The organism is Amycolatopsis sp. lyj-112 (genome assembly GCF_046549055.1).
Lineage (GTDB): Bacteria > Actinomycetota > Actinomycetes > Mycobacteriales > Pseudonocardiaceae > Amycolatopsis.
Window position 1 is genome coordinate 392,596 of sequence record NZ_JAJPWS010000004.1, and the last position, 18,289, is coordinate 410,884.

At 68.0% G+C, this 18,289-nt stretch carries 21 protein-coding genes; 12 read left to right on the forward strand and 9 right to left on the reverse strand.

Features of this window, described 5'->3' with window-relative positions; all coding sequences use genetic code 11:
- Nucleotides 1-20 precede the first annotated feature (20 nt).
- Both ACLJRL_RS17580 and ACLJRL_RS17585 read right to left on the reverse strand, forming a co-directional pair.
- Nucleotides 21-1,043, reverse strand: coding sequence for an LLM class flavin-dependent oxidoreductase (locus ACLJRL_RS17580; RefSeq protein ID WP_410657258.1), 1,023 nt, complete (start codon nt 1,041-1,043; stop codon nt 21-23).
- A gap of 46 nt (nt 1,044-1,089) precedes the next feature.
- Nucleotides 1,090-1,725 carry a DUF2306 domain-containing protein gene (locus ACLJRL_RS17585; RefSeq protein ID WP_410657443.1) on the reverse strand — a complete coding sequence of 212 codons (636 nt, stop codon included), beginning with the start codon at nt 1,723-1,725 and terminating at the stop codon, nt 1,090-1,092.
- Between the two features lie 196 nt (nt 1,726-1,921).
- Here ACLJRL_RS17585 and ACLJRL_RS17590 point away from each other — a divergent pair, with 196 nt between their 5' ends.
- From ACLJRL_RS17590 to ACLJRL_RS17605, 4 genes are all read left to right on the forward strand, one after another.
- The gene (locus ACLJRL_RS17590) at nt 1,922-2,722 is read left to right on the forward strand and encodes a TetR/AcrR family transcriptional regulator (RefSeq protein WP_410657259.1); all 801 of its coding nucleotides are present in this window, start codon (nt 1,922-1,924) and stop codon (nt 2,720-2,722) included.
- Nucleotides 2,723-3,143: 421 nt separating this feature from the next.
- Nucleotides 3,144-3,608, forward strand: a complete 465-nt coding sequence (locus tag ACLJRL_RS17595; protein WP_410657260.1) for a VOC family protein — start codon at nt 3,144-3,146, stop codon at nt 3,606-3,608.
- Between the two features lie 246 nt (nt 3,609-3,854).
- Nucleotides 3,855-5,012: an HAF repeat-containing protein gene (locus ACLJRL_RS17600; RefSeq protein ID WP_410657261.1), complete on the forward strand. Its 1,158-nt coding sequence runs from the start codon at nt 3,855-3,857 to the stop codon at nt 5,010-5,012.
- A gap of 84 nt (nt 5,013-5,096) precedes the next feature.
- Nucleotides 5,097-6,023, forward strand: a complete 927-nt coding sequence (locus tag ACLJRL_RS17605) for an aminoglycoside phosphotransferase family protein (protein ID WP_410657444.1) — start codon at nt 5,097-5,099, stop codon at nt 6,021-6,023.
- A gap of 30 nt (nt 6,024-6,053) precedes the next feature.
- Here the strand turns inward: ACLJRL_RS17605 and ACLJRL_RS17610 are convergent, their stop codons facing one another.
- Nucleotides 6,054-6,680: a winged helix-turn-helix transcriptional regulator gene (locus ACLJRL_RS17610; RefSeq protein ID WP_410657262.1), complete on the reverse strand. Its 627-nt coding sequence runs from the start codon at nt 6,678-6,680 to the stop codon at nt 6,054-6,056.
- 77 nt (nt 6,681-6,757) lie between these two features.
- Here ACLJRL_RS17610 and ACLJRL_RS17615 point away from each other — a divergent pair, with 77 nt between their 5' ends.
- Nucleotides 6,758-7,642 (forward strand): alpha/beta fold hydrolase, encoded by an 885-nt coding sequence (locus ACLJRL_RS17615; protein ID WP_410657263.1) that lies wholly within the window; start codon nt 6,758-6,760, stop codon nt 7,640-7,642.
- 24 nt (nt 7,643-7,666) lie between these two features.
- On the opposite strand, the gene ACLJRL_RS17620 is transcribed toward ACLJRL_RS17615, so the two are convergent.
- On the reverse strand, nt 7,667-8,788 hold the full coding sequence (locus ACLJRL_RS17620; protein WP_410657264.1) for an FAD-dependent oxidoreductase: 1,122 nt from the start codon (nt 8,786-8,788) through the stop codon (nt 7,667-7,669).
- 68 nt (nt 8,789-8,856) lie between these two features.
- Between ACLJRL_RS17620 and ACLJRL_RS17625 the strand changes: the two genes are divergently transcribed.
- Nucleotides 8,857-9,537, forward strand: a complete 681-nt coding sequence (locus tag ACLJRL_RS17625) for a TetR/AcrR family transcriptional regulator (RefSeq protein ID WP_410657265.1) — start codon at nt 8,857-8,859, stop codon at nt 9,535-9,537.
- An 18-nt stretch (nt 9,538-9,555) separates the two neighbouring features.
- On the opposite strand, the gene ACLJRL_RS17630 is transcribed toward ACLJRL_RS17625, so the two are convergent.
- Nucleotides 9,556-10,050 carry a DinB family protein gene (locus ACLJRL_RS17630; protein WP_410657266.1) on the reverse strand — a complete coding sequence of 165 codons (495 nt, stop codon included), beginning with the start codon at nt 10,048-10,050 and terminating at the stop codon, nt 9,556-9,558.
- Here ACLJRL_RS17630 and ACLJRL_RS17635 point away from each other — a divergent pair.
- Nucleotides 10,034-10,204 carry a hypothetical protein gene (locus tag ACLJRL_RS17635; RefSeq protein WP_410657267.1) on the forward strand — a complete coding sequence of 57 codons (171 nt, stop codon included), beginning with the start codon at nt 10,034-10,036 and terminating at the stop codon, nt 10,202-10,204. The two genes, ACLJRL_RS17630 and ACLJRL_RS17635, sit on opposite strands and share 17 nt — an antisense overlap.
- Before the next feature lie 47 nt (nt 10,205-10,251).
- The gene (locus ACLJRL_RS17640) at nt 10,252-10,749 is read left to right on the forward strand and encodes an N-acetyltransferase (RefSeq protein ID WP_410657268.1); all 498 of its coding nucleotides are present in this window, start codon (nt 10,252-10,254) and stop codon (nt 10,747-10,749) included.
- Between the two features lie 69 nt (nt 10,750-10,818).
- On the opposite strand, the gene arsB is transcribed toward ACLJRL_RS17640, so the two are convergent.
- Nucleotides 10,819-11,892 carry an ACR3 family arsenite efflux transporter gene (gene arsB / locus ACLJRL_RS17645; RefSeq protein ID WP_410657269.1) on the reverse strand — a complete coding sequence of 358 codons (1,074 nt, stop codon included), beginning with the start codon at nt 11,890-11,892 and terminating at the stop codon, nt 10,819-10,821.
- Nucleotides 11,889-12,293, reverse strand: a complete 405-nt coding sequence (locus tag ACLJRL_RS17650) for an arsenate reductase ArsC (RefSeq protein WP_410657270.1) — start codon at nt 12,291-12,293, stop codon at nt 11,889-11,891. The genes arsB and ACLJRL_RS17650 overlap by 4 nt, the downstream gene beginning before the upstream one ends.
- A gap of 280 nt (nt 12,294-12,573) precedes the next feature.
- Between ACLJRL_RS17650 and ACLJRL_RS17655 the strand changes: the two genes are divergently transcribed.
- From ACLJRL_RS17655 to ACLJRL_RS17670, 4 genes are all read left to right on the forward strand, one after another.
- On the forward strand, nt 12,574-12,831 hold the full coding sequence (locus tag ACLJRL_RS17655; RefSeq protein ID WP_410657445.1) for an ArsR/SmtB family transcription factor: 258 nt from the start codon (nt 12,574-12,576) through the stop codon (nt 12,829-12,831).
- 85 nt (nt 12,832-12,916) lie between these two features.
- Nucleotides 12,917-14,416, forward strand: a complete 1,500-nt coding sequence (locus ACLJRL_RS17660; RefSeq protein ID WP_410657271.1) for a hypothetical protein — start codon at nt 12,917-12,919, stop codon at nt 14,414-14,416.
- Nucleotides 14,413-15,522, forward strand: a complete 1,110-nt coding sequence (locus tag ACLJRL_RS17665; RefSeq protein WP_410657272.1) for a hypothetical protein — start codon at nt 14,413-14,415, stop codon at nt 15,520-15,522. Before ACLJRL_RS17660 ends, ACLJRL_RS17665 begins: the two co-directional genes overlap by 4 nt.
- A gap of 27 nt (nt 15,523-15,549) precedes the next feature.
- A complete protein-coding gene (locus ACLJRL_RS17670; RefSeq protein ID WP_410657273.1) occupies nt 15,550-16,149 on the forward strand; it encodes a TetR/AcrR family transcriptional regulator in 600 nt (199 codons plus the stop codon).
- Between the two features lie 21 nt (nt 16,150-16,170).
- On the opposite strand, the gene ACLJRL_RS17675 is transcribed toward ACLJRL_RS17670, so the two are convergent.
- Together ACLJRL_RS17675 and ACLJRL_RS17680 are read right to left on the reverse strand one after the other, a co-directional pair.
- Nucleotides 16,171-17,592 carry an AMP-binding protein gene (locus ACLJRL_RS17675; protein ID WP_410657274.1) on the reverse strand — a complete coding sequence of 474 codons (1,422 nt, stop codon included), beginning with the start codon at nt 17,590-17,592 and terminating at the stop codon, nt 16,171-16,173.
- Between the two features lie 10 nt (nt 17,593-17,602).
- Complete coding sequence (locus tag ACLJRL_RS17680; protein WP_410657275.1) at nt 17,603-18,250, reverse strand: TetR/AcrR family transcriptional regulator; 648 nt, start codon at nt 18,248-18,250, stop codon at nt 17,603-17,605.
- Between the last annotated feature and the right edge of the window lie 39 nt (nt 18,251-18,289).

Below are 18,289 nucleotides of genomic sequence, written 5' to 3' on the forward strand. Positions count from 1 at the left end.
GGGGCTGCACGAAACCGGGCTCAGCGCCAGCCGAGCTCCGGCGCCACGTGGGTGAGGATGCTTTCCAGCACGTGGGCGTTGTACTCGACGCCCAGCTGGTTCGGGATGGTCAGCAGCAGAGTGTCCGCGGCCTGGATCGCCTCGTCAGCTTTCAGCTCCCTCACCAGCTCGTCCGGCTCGGCGGCGTACGAGCGTCCGAAGATCGCCCTGGTCGTCTCGTCGATCATGCCGACCTGGTCTCGCGAGTCGCGGTCGCGGCCGAAGTAGGCCCGGTCCAGGTCGTTGGTCAGCGCGAAGATGCTGCGGCTGACCGAGACCCGCGGCTCCCGCGGGTGCCCTGCCTCCTTCCACGCCTGCCGGTAGGCCTCGATCTGCTTGCGCTGCTGGACATGCAGCGGCTCGCCCGTCTCGTCGTCCTTGAGCGTGGAACTCTGCAGGTTCATGCCCAGCTTCGCGGCCCAGACGCCGGTCGCGTTCGAGCTGGAACCCCACCAGATGCGCTCGCGCAGTCCCTCGGAATACGGCTCGACCCGTAACAGCCCCGGCGGGTTGGCGAACATCGGACGCGGGTTCGGTTTCGCGAAGCCCTTGCCTTCGAGCACGTCCAGCAAGACCTCGGTGCGCTGCCGGGCCATGTCCGCGGCGGTCTCCCCCTCGGCGGGCTCGTAGCCGAAGTAACGCCAGCCGTCGATCACCTGCTCCGGGGATCCCCGGCTGACACCGAGCTGGAGCCTGCCGCCGGAGATGAGGTCGGCGGAGCCGGCGTCCTCGGCCATGTACAGCGGGTTCTCGTAGCGCATGTCGATCACGCCGGTGCCGATCTCGATCTTCGACGTGCGCGCGCCGATCGCCGCGAGCAACGGGAACGGGCTGCCCGCCTGCCGCGCGAAGTGATGCACACGGAAGTACGCGCCGTCGACGCCGAGTTCCTCGGCGGCGACCGCCAGGTCGATCGACTGGTGCAGGAAGTCGGAGGCGGAGCGGGTCTCGGAGTGCGCGCTCGCCGACCAGTGACCGAACGACAGGAATCCAATCTTCTTCACAGCACCTTCAAGCGTCCGACGGCCGGATTTGATTCCCCAGAACCCGTCAGCGAACAGCGGCCGGGCGGCGCGCGCCGGGTTTGCGGCGGTCCAGCAGCCAGTCCGTGAGCAGGAGCAGGAGCAAGGGGCTGAGCCAGACCCCGATGCTCAGGGCGCTGTACCGCATCAGTTCTTCACTGCCGCCGAAGGTGGTGTTCACCTGCGGCGTCAACACGATCGTGGCCACCACGTTGATCACGCGGCTCAACACGATCGACATCGAGAGCGCGAAGCTGCGGGACATCCACTTGCGGTGATCGCCGAACCGGCGCCGGCGGGCCATCCGCAGCCCGACGAGGGTGACCGTGATCCACAGTGTCGAGCCTACGAGGTTGGCCACCCGCACCGAAGGTCCGGCCGTCGTGTGCCAGCCGATGTACAGGCCCAGCAGTCCGGCGGGGAGCGCTCCGGCGAAGACGTAGATCCGGCCGGTGATCCGGTGCCCGCGCCGGTAGCGCGCCCGGAACGCGGGCCAGATCTGGAAGCAGGCGGTCACCATGGCGACCGTGCCGAAGAGAACGTGCGCGACGAGCAAGGGGTAGTAGAAGTCGTTGCCCGGCGGCGGTTCCAGGCGGGAAGCGGCCGGGTCGAAAGTCAGGTAGGGCGGCACGGAGAAGGCCAGGAAGGCCGCCGCCACCAGCATCAGCGGCCCGATCCAGGGGCGGCGCCACCAGCTTTGCGCGGGTCGAGGCGGAGCCGGAGGTGCCACGTTCGGTTTCGTCGTCGAGGTCATGGTGATCCATTCGGGAAGTGACAGCCAGAAACTATGTACAACATACACATGAACGTATGTCGTACATAGTTTTAGGATGGTCAAGACGACACCGACGGGATGGCAGATGGCGACACGAGACAGCAAGGCCCCGGACCTTCAGCGCAGCCTCACGCTGCTGTGGGCCGGGCGCTCCCCCGGCAGGCGCGGGCCTCGCCCCCAGCTGACCGTGGAGCGCATCGCACACGCCGCGATCCTCATCGCGGACGCCGACGGGCTGGAGGCGCTGTCCATGCAGCGGATCGCCACCGAACTCGGGTATTCGACGATGTCCCTCTACAACCACATCCCGAGCAAGGACCTGCTCCTGGAGGTGACAGCCGACATCGCGGCCGGGAAGCCACCCGAATTCGACGGTTCCGAACTCGAGAAGGCGGACTTCCGGCACGCGGTCCGGCACTGGGTCGGTGCGCTGTGGGCCGGTTTCCGGACTCACCCCTGGATGCTCCGCCTCCCGCTCGACCACACCCCGATCGGTCCCAACCAGCTCGCCTGGCTCGACAGCCTGCTTCAGCCCCTGCTCAAGGCCGGACTGCCGGCGGTCGAGGCGAGGGCCGCGGCGCTGCACCTGACCGCGGTCGTGCGCGGGACCGCGCAGATCAGCTTGGACATGACCAGCGCCCACAAGACGGACGACGGCCGCCCACAGAACGAAACCGAGCTGGCGCAAGCACTTACCGAGCTCATCGACCCGCGGGAATACCCCGCACTGGCAGCCGTCCAAGCCGCCGAAAGCGCCGCCGGGCCTCGGAAGCCTGAGCCCGACGGGCAGGTACTGCCCGCCGAGCTCGGCTTCGGAGTGGACCGTTTCCTGGACGGCATCACCGCCTGGGTAGCGGCGGAGGCGCACCGCGCCGGGGACAACTGACCGGCTCTCCTCTCCGGACGCACTGGTCTGAACGGGTTCTGGACAGGCATCGCGCCAGCGGCGCATGAACGTGCCTACGCCGAGCGAGTCGCTCTGTTCGGCGACCGGAAGGAACTCCGCCAGTTGTTCGTGAACCGCGGCGGGCATTGTGTGTTCACCGCGTCGGAGGAGATCACCGCACTGCAAACCCTGGTGCGACGCCTGGACAAGGGACGCTGGACGGCGAACGGCCCGGCCGCGCTCAACGCCGAAGCCGCTCTGCTGGCACGATCTTCGACGTCCTCAGCGAAACGCGAGTGCGGGTCGCCCCGGCGTTCACCCGCTACCACCCCGCGCCGTATCCGCGAGGCCTTCTCACCGAATAAGCGACGTCTCAGGACAGCCCGGAGCGGGAAGTCCTCACGCTGCTACAACGTGTTCGGTGAACAACTTCTACCACCTGTGCTTCGTCGTCCAGGACATCGAGCGGGCGACCGGTGACCTCACGCGCACCCTGGGTGTGCAATGGAGTCCGATCCGCGCCGGCCGGCTGGGGGCCTGGGAGTACCGCATTGTCTTCTCCGTCGAGGGGCCGCCGTTCTTCGAGGTGATCCAAGGCGATCCGGGCAGCCCGTGGGATGCGACCGAGGGGTCTCGCTTCGACCACATCGGCTATTGGTCCGGGGACATAGCCACGGACAAGCATCGGCTCGAGGACCGCGGGGCACCACTGGAGTTCGACTCCTGCCCCTTTGGTCGCCCCTTCACCTATCACCGCATCGACAGCATCGGCGCACGAGTCGAACTGGTGGACCTCACCGCACAAGAGGGATTTCTGAACACCTGGAAGCCGGGTGCGGCACCGATGCCGCCACTCGACCTCGACCGCCCGGCGACCGAAGCATGACAGGCCAGGCACCACCTCTTCACTCTTCCGGCATTTTCCTCCTATTCTCGATGAATTACTAGGCCGCACGCCGGTTGTCAATGTTCGCACCTGGGCTATAAGGCCTAATTTCGCGACAGGCAGTCAGTCGGCTATTCGTGTGGACGCCATCGCCGCGCGAGCAATTCGTGAATCGCTTGTATTAGTGTTCCACGTAGGGGTGTTTGTACATCGCACACTACTGGGCAGGGATGGGGAGTCATCGTGATGAGAAATCGTGTGGCCGTTGGCCGAAGACCGGTGTGGTCGCTGATGGCGGCTCTTGTCGTGTTCGCCGGCTCAATGACGGGGACCGCGCAGGCCACCACGGCCGGGCCGGTGGATCTCGGTACGTTGCCCGGCGACGACTCCAGCACGGTTCTGGCGGTCAATGAAGCGGGGGCGATGGTGGGGCTGTCGTTCGGGGGCACCGCCCCGCGGCTCACTCGTCCCGTTCGCTGGGACGCCGGGGGCCAGATCATGGCGCTGCCCACGCCAGGCGGCAGTGAGGGGCAGGTGCGTGACATCAACGGTCACGGGGTTTCCGCCGGCTACATCCTGACCCCGACCGCCGCCGTGCCGGCCCGCTGGGACGCCGCGGGCATGGTGACCACGCTGCAGGTTCCGCCCGGCTACCACAACGCCACCGCGGCAGCGATCAGTGACACCGGTGTCGTCGTCGGAAACTGGTTGACGCCGGACAACCAGTTTCACGGCTTCCGCTGGGACCCGGACGGCCAGGCCACCGATCTGGGCGCGCTGCCCGGCGAGACCTGGAGCATGACCCAGGGCATCTCCAGCGACGGCAGCGTCATCGTGGGCAGCGGCGTCCGCACCGGAGCGAACCAAGCCGTGCGGTGGGTGGACGGCGGGCCGATCACCGAGCTGGCACCGCAGGATTACAGCAGCGGGGCCCACAGCATCAACGACCAAAGTGTGGCCGCCGGAGCGCTGAGCGTCACGAAGAGCGGGCCCCGTATCCCGGCGACCTGGGATCGGGACGGCACGAGGCACCCACTGGAATGGCCCAGCCCCCATTCACTGTGGGTCTACCAGATCGGCTCCACCGGTTACGTGGTCGGTTCCGGCTACCTCTACCCACCCAAGCGATCGGCGGTTCTCTGGGCCCCCGACGGCGATCTCACCGCCCTGCCTGACGACGGCCTTGGCGCCGACGCCGAAGCGGTCGACGCGAACGGTACCGTGGCGGGCACTTTCCAGCGTCAGGCGACAGTCTGGTACCGGAACGGGGAACGCAGGCAACTCGGCTTGTTGCCCGGCGGCAACCGCAGCCAGGCCTACCGGATCACCGACGGCGGCCGCGTCGTCGGAACCGCCACCACCGCTGCCGGGAAAGACCACGCGGCGTACTGGACACTCGACTAGGACAGGTACATCCGGTCGCGCTGGCCGGGTTACCGCTCGACCAGCGCGACCGTTCGACTTTCCCTATCAAGCAAGGAATCCGCTCTGAGCAGCACACCGGATCTCGGTCCCCTTCCCCGGCGCGTCACAGTCGACGCGGAGCAGGTGCGCCGGCTGATCGGCGACCAGTTCCCGCGGTGGGCCGGCCTCCCGGTCCGGCCCGTGGCCAAGAGTGGCTGGGACAACGTCACTTTCCACGTCGGCGACGGAATGGTGGCGCGGCTGCCGAGCGCGTCCGAATACACCCTGGCCGTCGACAAGGAACAGCGGTGGCTTCCGGCGCTCGCTCCCCGGTTGCCGCTACCCATTCCTGTTCCGCTGGCGAAGGGACGCCCCGGCGCGGACTATCCCTTCTCCTGGTCGATTTACCGATGGCTCCACGGCGAACCTGCGAGCGCGGACCGTATTGCCGACCCGGTCCGCTTCGCCGTCGACTTGGCCGAGTTCCTGGCTGCTTTGCAGAGCATCGATGCCGCCGACGGTCCCCAGCCGGGTAAGCACAACTGGTTCCGGGGCGCCACGCTGCGCACCTACGACGCGCAGGTCCGGCGCGCGCTCGCGGCGCTGGACGGCCACATCGACGTCGACTTGGCCCGCGAGATCTGGGAGACCGCACTGGATTCCTCCTGGGACGGAGTGGACGTCTGGTTCCACGGCGACATCGCACCGGGGAACCTCCTGCTCGACGGCGGGAAGCTGGCCGCGGTCATCGACTTCGGGACCTGCGGTGTCGGCGACCCCTCCTGTGACATGGCCATTTCCTGGACGCTGCTGACCGCCGACGGCCGGAAGGCGTTCCGTGAGCGCCTGTCCGTCGACGAGGAAACTTGGGCGCGCGGACGCGGTTGGGCCCTGTGGAAGACGCTGGTCGTCTGCGCCCAGACCATCGGCTGGGACGACGAGGAAGCCGCGAACGCGCGTCGCGTTCTCGGCGGGATCTTCTCCGAATACTCCGACCGTTACAGAGGTTGAAAGGTCAAGGCAGGACGCTGCTCGCCGTCGTCAAGCGGCGAACACGGTGCGGACGACGGACTCGTCGCCGTCGATCTCGACCAGCCCGAGAGTGCTGGCGTCGCTGAGTGTGAGGGCGCCGGCAGCGAGGCCGAGGACGTAGGCCGGGTCGGCGCGGACGGTGGCGTCGAGGTCGCGGCCGTCATGCGGACCGACCTCGAATCCGGAGCGCGTCGCGCGGAGCTCGAAGAGCCGGCCGCCGATCTCGAGGCCGACCGTCGCCGAGAGGCGGACCTTGACCCGGGCGTCGAGCAGCGCGGGGACGGCGAGGGCCAGCCACTCCGGACGGAAGGAGTCGCTGTCGGGACCGCGGACCATCAAAGGGGTCGACCAGCGGATCAAACTCTCGATCGGCTGGCGCAGCTCGGCACCCCACGGCGTAAGGGCGTACTCGACCACGCTGCCCGCGCCGGCCAGTCGCCGCTCGACCACACCCGAGCCCTCGAGGTCGCGGAGCCGGTCCGCGAGCAAGTTGGTCGCGATGCCGGGGAGACCGTCGATCAGGTCCCGGTAGCGGGCGGGAGCGATGAGGAGCTGGCGGACGATGAGCAGGTTCCACCGATCGCCGACGACCTCGAGGGACCGGGCGAGCCCGCAGTACTGGCCGTAGCTACGCATGATCTCCTTCTACTTGTCTTTCTCAAGTACGCGTGACAAGCTCAAGTTTACCGCAAGGTCGAGCCGAGGGGGCCGCCATGACTGATACCACCAAGAGCGTGCGGCCCGCCTGGGTCGACGACGACCTGTTCCCGTTCGAGAGCCGTTTCGTCGATATCGACGGGCACACCGTGCACTACATCGACGAGGGCTCGGGTCCCACACTGCTGTTCCTGCACGGCAACCCGACCTGGTCGTTCCTCTGGCGCGACGTGATTCGCGCGCTGCGCGACGACTTCCGGTGCATCGCCCTCGACTACCCGGGCTTCGGGCTGTCGATGCCGAAGCCCGGCTACCGTTACCTGCCCGAAGAGCACGCAGACGTGGTCACCGCGTTCGTCGACACGCTCGACCTCAAGGGGGTCACCCTGGTCGGGCAAGACTGGGGCGGTCTGATCGGCCTGGCCGCCGCGCAGCGACGGCCAGGCATCTTCGATCGGCTGGTGCTCGCCAACACCTGGGCATGGCCGGTCAACGGCGTCTTCCACTTCGAATACTTTTCTCGCCTCTTCGGCGGCCCTCCAGGCCGGTTTCTGGCTCGGCGGCTGAACTTCGTCGTCAACATTTTCGTCCCCCTGGGCCACCGGCGGCGAAAGCCGACGGCAGCCGAGATGAACCACTACCGGCGGCCTATGGACACCCCCGAGCGGCGCCGGGCCTCCGCTGTATTCCCCCGCCGGGTCCTCGCCAGCCGAGCCTTCTTCGCCGAGGTCGAGACCGGCCTCGCGGACATCGCCCACCTGCCGACACTGATCGTGTGGGGTGACAAAGACATCGCCTTCCGCCCCCAGGAACGCGAACGCCTGGAAGCGACCTTCGCCGACCACAAGACCGTGATCGTCAAGGGTGCCGGCACCTACGTGGAATCCGACGCACCCGAGGAATTCGTCGCCGCGATCCGCGACTGGACCGCGCCCGCTTGATGAGCGATGTCCGGGAGAACGGCTTCACGACTGAAAGAACTCGAGCAATCTCCGGCTGGCGTCCGGCGACATCAGCAATTCCTGCATATCCGCGGACGCCCGGGCGGCGGCGCTGGTGCGTTCGAACATTTCGCGTTCGTATTCCTTGACCGCGACGGGAAAGTCGTCCGGGTGCGCGGCCAGCGCGAGACCGAGCATGGCGCCGTCGAGCAGCGCCATGTTGGCCCCCTCCCCCACCGGCGGCATCAGGTGCGCGGCGTCGCCGACCAGCGTGACGTCCGGCTTCGACGGCCAGGTCAGGCCGACCGGGAGCGTGGTGATCGACCGCGGCACGACCATGTCGTCGCAGGCCGCGATCAGCGCCGTGAACCGTGAGTCCCAGCCGTCGAGCAGCTCGATCAGCCGCGCCCGGGCGGCGGTTGGATCGTCGAACGGGATCCCGCTGGTGGCGAGCCAGTCCTCGGCGGTGTTGTAGAAGCTGAGGCCGATGCGAACGCGGCCGTCGCCGTTTCGCTGCGCCCCCAGGGATTTCCCGTTGCCGAGCACCCAGTAGTTGCCGCGCCCGACCATCGCCGCGAGGTCGGGGTAGGTGCGGTCGATGTCGGGGATACCGACCTCGACGATGTTCTGGCCAATATGCGCCGGACGCGCGTCGGTGAGCAGCGCGCGGACCCGGGAGCCCGCGCCGTCGGCGCCGACCAGCAGGTCATACGCCGCGGTGCTGCCATCAACACTGTGCCCACCAACAAAGTGCAGCACGCCGTCGTCAGCGGACTCGAACGCATGCCCCCAGCGCACCGCGTGGTCCGGAAGAGAGTCCAGCAGCAGGTCGCGCAGATCCGCACGGTCCACCTCGGGTCGCAAAAGCGGGGCGTCCTCGGGCGTGTCCTCCTGAAGCAGCAGGGTGCCGTCCGGTTCCAGAAGTCGCATGTCCTGGCCCTCACCACGGGCGATCGCGTGGAACTGGTCGATCAGACCGGCCTCGTGCAGTGCCCGCTGCCCCGAGTGGATGTCGAGCATTCCGCCCTGACCGCGCGCGCCGCGCGACGATTCACGCTCGTACACAACGGCGTCGATGCCGTTCACGTGCAGCACGCGGGCGAGAGCCAGTCCGCCGAGGCCGGCTCCGACGATGGCGATCCTCATAACGCCCCCTTCGATACAGTGTATTTACCGATACACTGTATCGCACCATGCGATGTATTGTCCTCGGCATGTTGGTGTGGGAGCGGCCGGAGCCGCCGAATCGACCGGTGCCTGCCCAGCTGAGCCGGGAGCGGATCGTGCGAGCGGCGATCCGGCTGGCCGACGCGGACGGCCTGGACGCGGTGTCGCTGCGCAAGGTCGCCGCCGCGCTGGATGTCGGACCGATGCGGCTGTATGGCTACATCGCCACCAAGGACGAGTTACTCGACCTGATGGTCGACGCCGCCCACGCCGAGATCCGGCCGTCCGGAGACGACTGGCGGGAGGCCCTGCGGTCCCTGGCCGAAGCCACTCGGCACGCCGCTCACGAGCACGAATGGCTCGCCGATCTCCTGGGTGGCCGGCCCCAGCTCGGGCCGCACGCGCTGGCCGGTGGGGAAACCATCGTCGCCGCGCTGGGCGACGTCGACGTGGACTCGATCATGCCGATGGTCGCCGCCGTCAACGCGTACGTGATCGGCGCGGTGCGCCGGGAGATCGCCGAGCGACGTGCCGAGCGGGCCACCGGAATGGACGAAAAGCGTTGGCAGGCCGCACTCGGGCCCTATCTGGAACGGACCTTCGCCGACGGCCGGCACCCGGCGCTGGCCACGGTGGTGCGCGATGCCGCCCATCTGGACGCCGACCAGACCTTCCGGACCGGGCTGGCCTTCCTCCTCGACGGCATCGCGGCCCACATACGGCGATAAGAGACGCGTACCGGGACGTCAGACGGGATTCGTGAGCTGCTCGCGGAGGATGTCGCCGTGGCCGGCGTGACGCGCGAAGTCCTCCATGATGAGCAGATAGATGAACCGCAGGTTGACGTCGCCGAGGTCGTAGTGCGGCGTGGTGTGATCGAGGTCGAAGCCGGCGGCGATCACCCGCGATCGCTCGCTGGCACGCTCGAATTCGGCGATCACGTCGGCCAGGGTTTCGTTGTCGTCGACGAAAAAACTGGGGTCGCGCGGCGTCGTGCCGCCATCACATTCGCTCTTGGGCACTCCCCCCAGGACGTGCTGGAACCAGATCCGTTCGGCGACCGCGGCGTGCTTGAGCAAGCCGATCGGGGTGGTCGGCGACGCGACGAGGCGGCGGCGGGCCTCTGCTTCGGACAGACCGCGCGCGGTGTTGATCAGCTCGGCTCGGTTGCGGTCGAGCATGGCCTCCAGCAGACGGCGTTCGGCGCCGGTGGTGAGGTGCGGGATGGACCAGGTCGTCATTGTCGGCTCGATTCTGTTCGCAGGGTTGGTTTTGACTGTCGGCACCCGGTTCGGCAGGGGGCAGATGACCGCGTTGCGCCAGAGAGGGGCTCGTGCGGCTGGGATTCGCAAGATCTGCGCGGTGCATCACGCGCAGGCGTTGATCGAACCCTAACTCAATGCGGGTGTCGCGTCGAGCGACCGGCGGTAGCCTCGGCCGTTATGAGCTGGCTGCCTGACGACTTCGTCCACCCGGTCTCCGTGGCCGTGCCCGACACCGCGCTTCACCTTCGGCCGATCCGGGAGGCGGACACCGCTCTCGACTACCCGGCCGTGATGGGCTCCCGAGAGCGCCTGTGGAAGATCTTCGGCCCGGCCTGGGCCTGGCCCCAGGAGACGATGACCTATGAAGAGGATCGCATCGATCTGCTGCGGCACGAGAAGGAGATAGCCGCGCACCAGTCGTTCAACTACGTGCTGATGGACGAGGAAGAGACGGCAATCCTCGGCTGTGTCTACATCGACCCGCCCGAACGCACCGGCGCCGACGGCGAGGTCTCCTGGTGGGTGGTGGACGATCTCGTCGGCGGTGAGGTGGAGCGCACGCTCGACGCGCTGGTGCCGCGGTGGATCGCCGCCGACTGGCCCTTCCGCCTGCCCCGTTTCCTGGGCCGCGACATCACCTGGCAGGACTGGCTCGCGCTCCCGCGCCTCTCCTGACACGTTCGAGACGAGTCGGGGTCGACCTTGACCCTGCGTCAGGGTCGGAGCCTTGTCGCATGACGCCGCTTACCCCGCCGTCCAGCGTTTACGCAGCCAGAGGCTGACGTAGACCAGGCCGACCAGCACCGGAACCTCGATCAGCGGGCCGACCACTCCGGCGAGCGCCTGTCCCGAGGTCACGCCGAAGACGCCGATGGCGACGGCGATCGCGAGTTCGAAGTTGTTGCCCGCGGCGGTGAACGCCAGCGTCGTCGTGCGCTCATACGACAGGCCGGATGCCTTGCCCAGCAGATAGCCGCCGATCCACATGATCGCGAAGTACACCAGCAGCGGCAAAGCGATCCGGGCGACATCCAGCGGCCGCGAGGTGATGTTGCCGCCCTGCAGGGCGAACAGGATCACGATGGTGAACAGCAGGCCGTAGAGCGCGATCGGGCCGATCTTCGGCAGGAACTTCCCCTCGTACCAGTCGCGTCCTTTGCTGCGTTCACCGATGCGGCGGGAAAGATACCCGGCGGCGAGCGGGATACCGAGGAAGATGATCACGCTGAGCGCGATCTCCCAGGGCGAGAAGTCCAGTGTCGTCGTGTCCAGGCCCAGCCAGCCGGGCAGCAGGTCGAGGTAGAACCAGCCGAGCACGCCGAACATGATCACCTGGAAGACCGAGTTCAGCGCGACCAGCACGGCCGCGGCTTCGCGGTCACCGCAGGCGAGGTCGTTCCAGATGATCACCATCGCGATGCACCGGGCGAGACCGACGATGATCAGCCCCGTCCGATACTCGGGCAGATCGGGCAGCATCAGCCAGGCGAGCGCGAACATCAGCGCCGGACCGAGAACCCAGTTGAGCACCAAGGAGAGCACCATCGTGCGCTTGTCCTTGGTCACGGTGCCAAGCTTGTCGTAGCGGACCTTCGCCAGCACCGGATACATCATCAGCAGGAGCCCGAGCGCGATCGGCAGCGACACCTGCCCGATCTTCACCGCGTCCAGCACCCCCTGCAAACCTGGCGTGACACTGCCCCACAAGAGCCCGATCACCATCGCGACGATGATCCATACCGGCAGATAGCGGTCCAGAAAGGACAGTTTGCGCAAGACGTCGGCGTCGCCCGAGGTCTTGTCGGTGGCGCGGGTCACGCGTCGAGGATTTCGGCGATCAGGCCGCGGACGCGGCGGTCGATCTCGTCGCGGATCGGGCGGACGGCGTCCACCCCCTGCCCGGCCGGGTCCTCCAGCGGCCAATCGAGGTACCGCTTTCCGGGGAAGATCGGGCAGGTGTCGCCACACCCCATGGTGATCACCACGTCGGAAGCTTCGACGTCCTCTGTGGACAGCTTGGCCGGGACCTCGGCGGTGATGTCCAATCCCCACTCCGCGAGCGCCGCGACGGCGGCCGGGTTCACCTGGTCCGCGGGCTCCGAGCCCGCGGACCGGACGGCGATGCGGCCGAGCGAGTAGTGCTGCACCAGTGCGGCGGCCATCTGCGACCGGCCCGCGTTGTGCACGCACACGAACAGCACTTCAGGTGTGCGGGTCATGGCCCGTTCCCTCCCGAGGACAGCTGGATTGAAGTATGTCGATACAAAGTGAAGACGTTGGATCGATATTTGTCAATTCAGGCGGTAGACTCGGTCCCGGCAGTCATCCGCGACGGAAGAGGGACACGTGGCGAGCGAAAACGGTCGCACCCGAAAGCCGGCTCCGGTGACCCTGCTGATGGCCGAACCCGCCGCGGTCGTCGACCCGGACGATGCCGAAACGGCCGCGAAGCTCTTCAAAGCGTTGGCGGATCCCGTGCGCATCCGCCTGCTGTCGCTGGTGCGACACTCCCCCGGCGGCGAGGCCTGTTTTTGCGACCTGGCCGAAGAATTCGACATGCCCCAGCCGTCGCTGAGCCATCACCTGCGCGTCCTGGTCTCCGCGGGCATCCTCGACCGGGAACGGCGCGGGACCTGGAGCTGGTACACCATCGTCCCCGAACCGCTCGAGACCTTGGAAACCCTGCTCCGGTCGGGCGGTCCGCTCGCCGACCGGCCGGCGCCCCTCAGCGACGTGGAACGCGATTCCCGCTGCTAGGCCGTTCGCGGCCGGCTCCTTGACACGAACTCCCGTCATTCATACATTCATCCTCACTTTGTATGAATGACGGGAGTTGATCCGCATGCGGCTCGGCAAGACCGCCGTCGTCCTCGGTGGCAGCGCCGCCGGTCTGTGCGCCGCGGGGGCGCTCGCCCCGCACTTCGACCAGGTGCTGGTGCTGGAACGCGATGAGCTTCCGGAGGAGGCCGAGCACCGGCGTGGCGTGCCGCAGAGCAAACACCCGCACTTCCTGCTGAACTCGGGCCGTCGCGCGATCGGGGCGCTCTTCCCCGGTTTCGAGGACGAACTCATCGCCGCGGGCGGGCTGCATCTGATGCCGTCCATGGAGGCCGCTTATCTCGACGGCGAGGGCTGGTCGGCACGCAAACGCGGCACGATGACGATGATCTACGGCTCGCGGATCCTCATCGAGCGGGTGCTGCGCGACAAGGTGCGCGGTCTGGCCAACGTGGTCATCCGCGAAGACGTCGCGGTGAACGGCCTGACCGTGCGAGGTGGCGGCACCCGCGACGGAGCGGTCACCGGGGTCGATTTCTCCGCGTCCACCGGCGATGAGCACGTCGACGCCGACTTCGTGGTGGACGCGATGGGCCGCGGTTCCCCGGTCGGCGGCTGGCTGGTGAACGCGGGGTGGCCCGAGCCCGAGGTCCGGACCCTCGACGCCAAGGTCACCTACACCTCGCGCTGGTACGACCTGCCCTCACCGGCGGAGCGGCCCCCGTCCTGGTGGTGGCAGCACCTGGTGATCATGCCGACGCCGGACAAGGGTGAGCACCCCGCCGAGCACGAGTTCCTGGTGAACTTCTTCCCGATCGAGGGGAACCGCGTCATCGCCTGCATGGGCTCCTGGGGGCTCAAGATGCCGCACACCACCGACGCGTTCCTCGAGTCGGCCCGCCGGGTGCGGACGCCGTTGTTCGCCGCCGCGATGGACCGGTGTGCCCCCACTTCGGAGGTCCACCTGACCCGGTCGACCGGCAACAAGTGGCGGCGCTACGACCGCTGGGCGAACCCTCCGAAGGGCCTGGTGTTCATCGGCGACTCGATCTGCGCTTTCAATCCCTTCTACGCACAAGGAATCAGCTCCGCATCGGGTTCGGCACTGCTACTGCGCGAACACCTCTCCCGCGCCGAGCGCCTCGACACGAGGTTCTCCTCCCGATTCCTTTTGGCACAGCGCAAGTTGCTCGGTGTGCCGTGGCAACTGGCGATGGCGAGGGATCAGGGATACGAGTGCGCGGCGGGTACCGAGAAGTTGCCGGAGTGGAGACGTCGCGTCGTCGCGGCCGCGTCCGGGCCCGCTTTCAGTCTCATCGTCGGGGCCGCCCGCGAGGACCCGGTCATCGACGAGCACTTCGCCAAGGTGTTCAATCTCGACGAGTCACTCGGTGACATGCTCCGGAACCCACGGGTGCTCGCGGGGCTGGCGCGCTACCGGATCCGTGCCGCCTTGGGCAAGCACCGGATTCCCTTCGGGTTCGATCCCCAGGCCGAGCCACCGGCGACGGACTACTCACCGGACGACACCGAAAGTGCCGCGACACCGGCGCCCGCACGATGAGTGCCGTATGCGGGCCGGAGGCGGAAGCCGTCACCCGCGACCTCGGCTTCGACTGCCACGGCGTCTCCCCCGTGGGCTCGATTCGCTTTCCCTGGGAACTCGCCCACTGGTCGATGCCACTGCTCGAAGCGCTCATCATCGGCGGCGCGGTGTTCGCACTGGTGCACGCCCTCCGCCGTCGCCGCGAGGGCGATCCGATCAACCTGGCGCTGTGGTCCGCCTCGCTGATCTACCTCTTCGTGATCGAACCGCCGCTGTACTTCCCGGAATGGTTCGGTCTCGAGCAGCAGTACGGCTTCATCTTCGCCCACAACCAGTTCACCGTGCAGTTCATGTGGGACCGCTTGCCGCTCTACATCGTTGCGTTCTATCCGGTGATCAGTCAGGTCGCCTACGAACTCGTGCGCTCACTCGGGATCTTCCGGCGCCGTGGCGCGCTGACCGGGTCGGTGGCCGTCGCCTTCGCCTGCCAGGTGTTCTACGAGGTCTTCGATCACCTTGGCCCGCAACTGAAGTGGTGGGCCTGGAACGGGGACAACCACATCGTCAATCATCCCGCGCTGGCGTCGGTGCCGATGAACAGCATGCTGCTGTTCGCCTCCGTCTCGATGGGAGCCATGACCTACCTGGTCGTACGCCTGACCGGTGGACCGGCCGCGGACGGCGGCCCGCGACGAGGAAGGTCCCTGGTACTGCGAACCGTGATGGCCGGCGTCCTCACTCCGCCGACCATGGCGATCGCCGGCATCCCGTCGAGCTTCTTCGGCGGCCCGGATCCCGACACCACCGCGCAGGCCTGGATCCTCGGCATCGAGCTGGCCCTGCTCTGGCTGGCCGGCGCCTGGATCATCTTCTCGCACCTGCGGACTCCGGATCCCGGACCGGCCGAGCCGTTGTCCCCCTTCGCCCGGTTCTATCCCGCCGTCTATCTGGGTGGGATGGCCGTATTCTGGATCGGCGCCCTACCGGGCTACTTCGCCGCGAAAGACGGCATCACCAGCGACGGCACCCCGATCGGAAGCGGCCCGTACGTGCTTGCCTGCTTCCTCGGGGCCGGTCTGCTGCTGGCCGCGCTGTATCGCCGGAAGGCACCTGCCACCGTCTGAGGATTCCTCTCGGGGAAGATAGAGCGCATGGGGCATCATGGCTGGCAGGGCAACCCACCCCGCACCGAGGACGAGGCACGCCGCCGGATCGTCGAGGCGGCGACGGCCTGCATCGACCGCAACGGACTCGCCAAGACCAGTCTTTCCGAGGTCGCCGCCGAGGTCGGCGTGACCCGGCAGACCGTCTACCGCTATTTCCCGCGCCTGGCGGACATCCTCCGCGCCGTCGCCCTCGCCGGCGTCGAGGAGTTCGCCGATCGGATGGAGCGCCACCTGGACACCTTCGGAAGCGCCGCCGAAGCCGCCGTGGAATCCGTGGTGTTCGCCGTCCGAACGCTCCCCGACGAGCCGTACCTGGGCCTGCTCCTGCAGGCGGGCGAGACCGACTTCTTCACCGTCGAGGTCACGTCTCCGCAGGCCTTCGCCCTGGGCGCGCGCATCCTCCGGAACCTGCCGGTCGACTGGACGGCCGTCGGCGTCACCACCGACGACGAACTCGAAGGGCTCGCCGAGATCCTGATGCGGCTCTTCCTGTCGTTTCTGCGGTACCCCTCGACGCCCGCTCTCACCGACGACCGGCTGCGGGCACTCGTCCGCCGCTGGATCGGACCCGCTCTCGGCGGATGACCGCGAACCGGTCAAGCACGGTCAGGCGATATGGCGGTCGTGCCCGGCCCAGAACGGCGCCCGCAGCGCCCGCTTGTCCACCTTGCCGATCGCGGTCAGCGGCAGCGCGTCGGTGAAGTCCACATCGGACGGCACGAAATGCTCACGCCCGAAGAACTCCCTGGCGTGTACTCGGATCTCTTCGGCCGACAACGCCCCTGAAGAAACCGGCACGACCACGGCGTGCACGCGTTCGCCCTCACCGCCGTCACCCGGGACCCCGAACACGGCGACCGAACGGACCAGCGGATGCCGCGCGAGCGCGTTCTCGACCACCGTCGAGAACACCTTGGTGCCGTGCTCGCCGGTGATGATGACGTCGTTCGCCCGGTCCAGCAGGTACAGGTACCCCTCGTCGTCGAACCGCCCGAGGTCGCCGGTCCGCAACCATCCGTCCCCGATCGGCGCGGCCCCGTGGTAACCGTCCATCATGGACAGTCCGCGCACCAGGACCTCCCCGTCGTCGATGCGTGCCTCCATCCCCGGCACGATCCGGCCCACGGACTCGAGCCGCTCCGGCCGGCCGTCGAGCTCCGCCGCGGAGATACTCGCGATCATCGGCGCCTCGGTGAGCCCGTATCCCTGCCCGACCACGGGCCCGAACACGTCGAGCGCCTGAGCCAGCCGCCGAGGCGGAAGCGGTGCGGCACCCAGCGAAAGCTGCCGCACGCTGCTGACGTCGGTCGAGGTCATGGCCGGATGATCGAGCACCGCGGCCAGCCGCGCGGGAGTGAGCGACAACGTGGTGACCCGGTGTTCCGCGATCGCGTCCAGCACGGCGCCCGCGTCGAACCCCCGCAGCAGCACCACACTTTCCCGCCGCAGGATCGCTCCCAGCACGGTGGCGTTCCCGGTCATATGCGTCATCGGCGCGATCAGCAGCGTGCGCCCCGGCCCCGCCGGATCCGGCGCGAAGATATGCGCCATCCCGTCGTAGATCCCGCTGTGCCGGATGAGTTTCGGCGCCCCGGTGGTCCCTCCGGTGGGAAAGATGACGGTGACCGACTCCGGCAGCCCGGCCGGCTCGGCGCCTTCATGACTCGTCAGTTCCTCGAGCGCGACCACCCGCGCGTCGTCTGCGGGCCACTCCCCGACCTGATCGGTCACCAACGTCGTGACCCCGGCCGCCTCGACCGCCGCGAGCCGGTCCGGCAAGCTCGCCGAAGCGGCGATGAGCAGAACAGTCGAACCCCGCACCTGCGCGGCGATCTGCAGGAGCAGGGTTTCCGGCCGGTTACCGGCGTCGATGGCGACCACCCCGGCGTCCGGCAACCCCGCGGACATCCGGCGCACCGATTCGAGCGCCTGCGCGTAGGTGGTCGTGAGACCGTCCCGCACGAACAGCACCTCGTCGCCGCCCGAACGCAGCGCGCCCAGCACCCGGGTCAGGAACAGACTCTCCACAGCCCGGACCCTATTCCTGGCCGGCGCGCCACCGGGAACCCGCTGTCTCAATTCCCTCATAACGCGGTTCGAGTTCGAGTGCGAGCTGGAGCTGGCGTGCCCACCAGCGAACGGGCGTGGCCGAGTCGTTCGAAGCCGCGACTGTGAGGCCGGTGCTGCGACGGAAGCCGCTCCCGTAAAGGGCTTCCGTCGCCATCGCCTGGTGCAAGGCCGCGAGGGCGAGCCGCGTGTCGTCGATGGAGCTGCCAGGCGCCCGAAGGCCGTGGAGCGCGTCGACGACCGGATTGAGCATGCCACTGCCCGGATCACGCCATCCCGCCGTGTGCAGCGCCACCGCGAGCTCGCCGTAGCCGCGTTGATAGAAGGCATGGAGTGACTCGACGAGCGCGTGCAGATCGGCATCGTTGTCCAGCCACACCGCGAGGACGTCCTGGAGCGCGTCGCGAAGCTGGCGCCCGCCGTGCCGAAGGAGCTCCGCGAGCAGCTTCTCGCGATTGCCGAAGTGATGCGTGACGCCGGCGTCGGTCATGCCGACCCGCGCGGCCACCGCGCGTACTTGCACGGCGGCGACTCCCGCCTCGGCGAGCAGCGAAGCAGCGGCGTCGAGGATCAACCGGCGTGCCTCCTCCGGAGTCCTTCGTGTTCGTGGTGCGGTCACGATCGGCATCCTACCTTGATGAACCAAGGTACTCTGAGA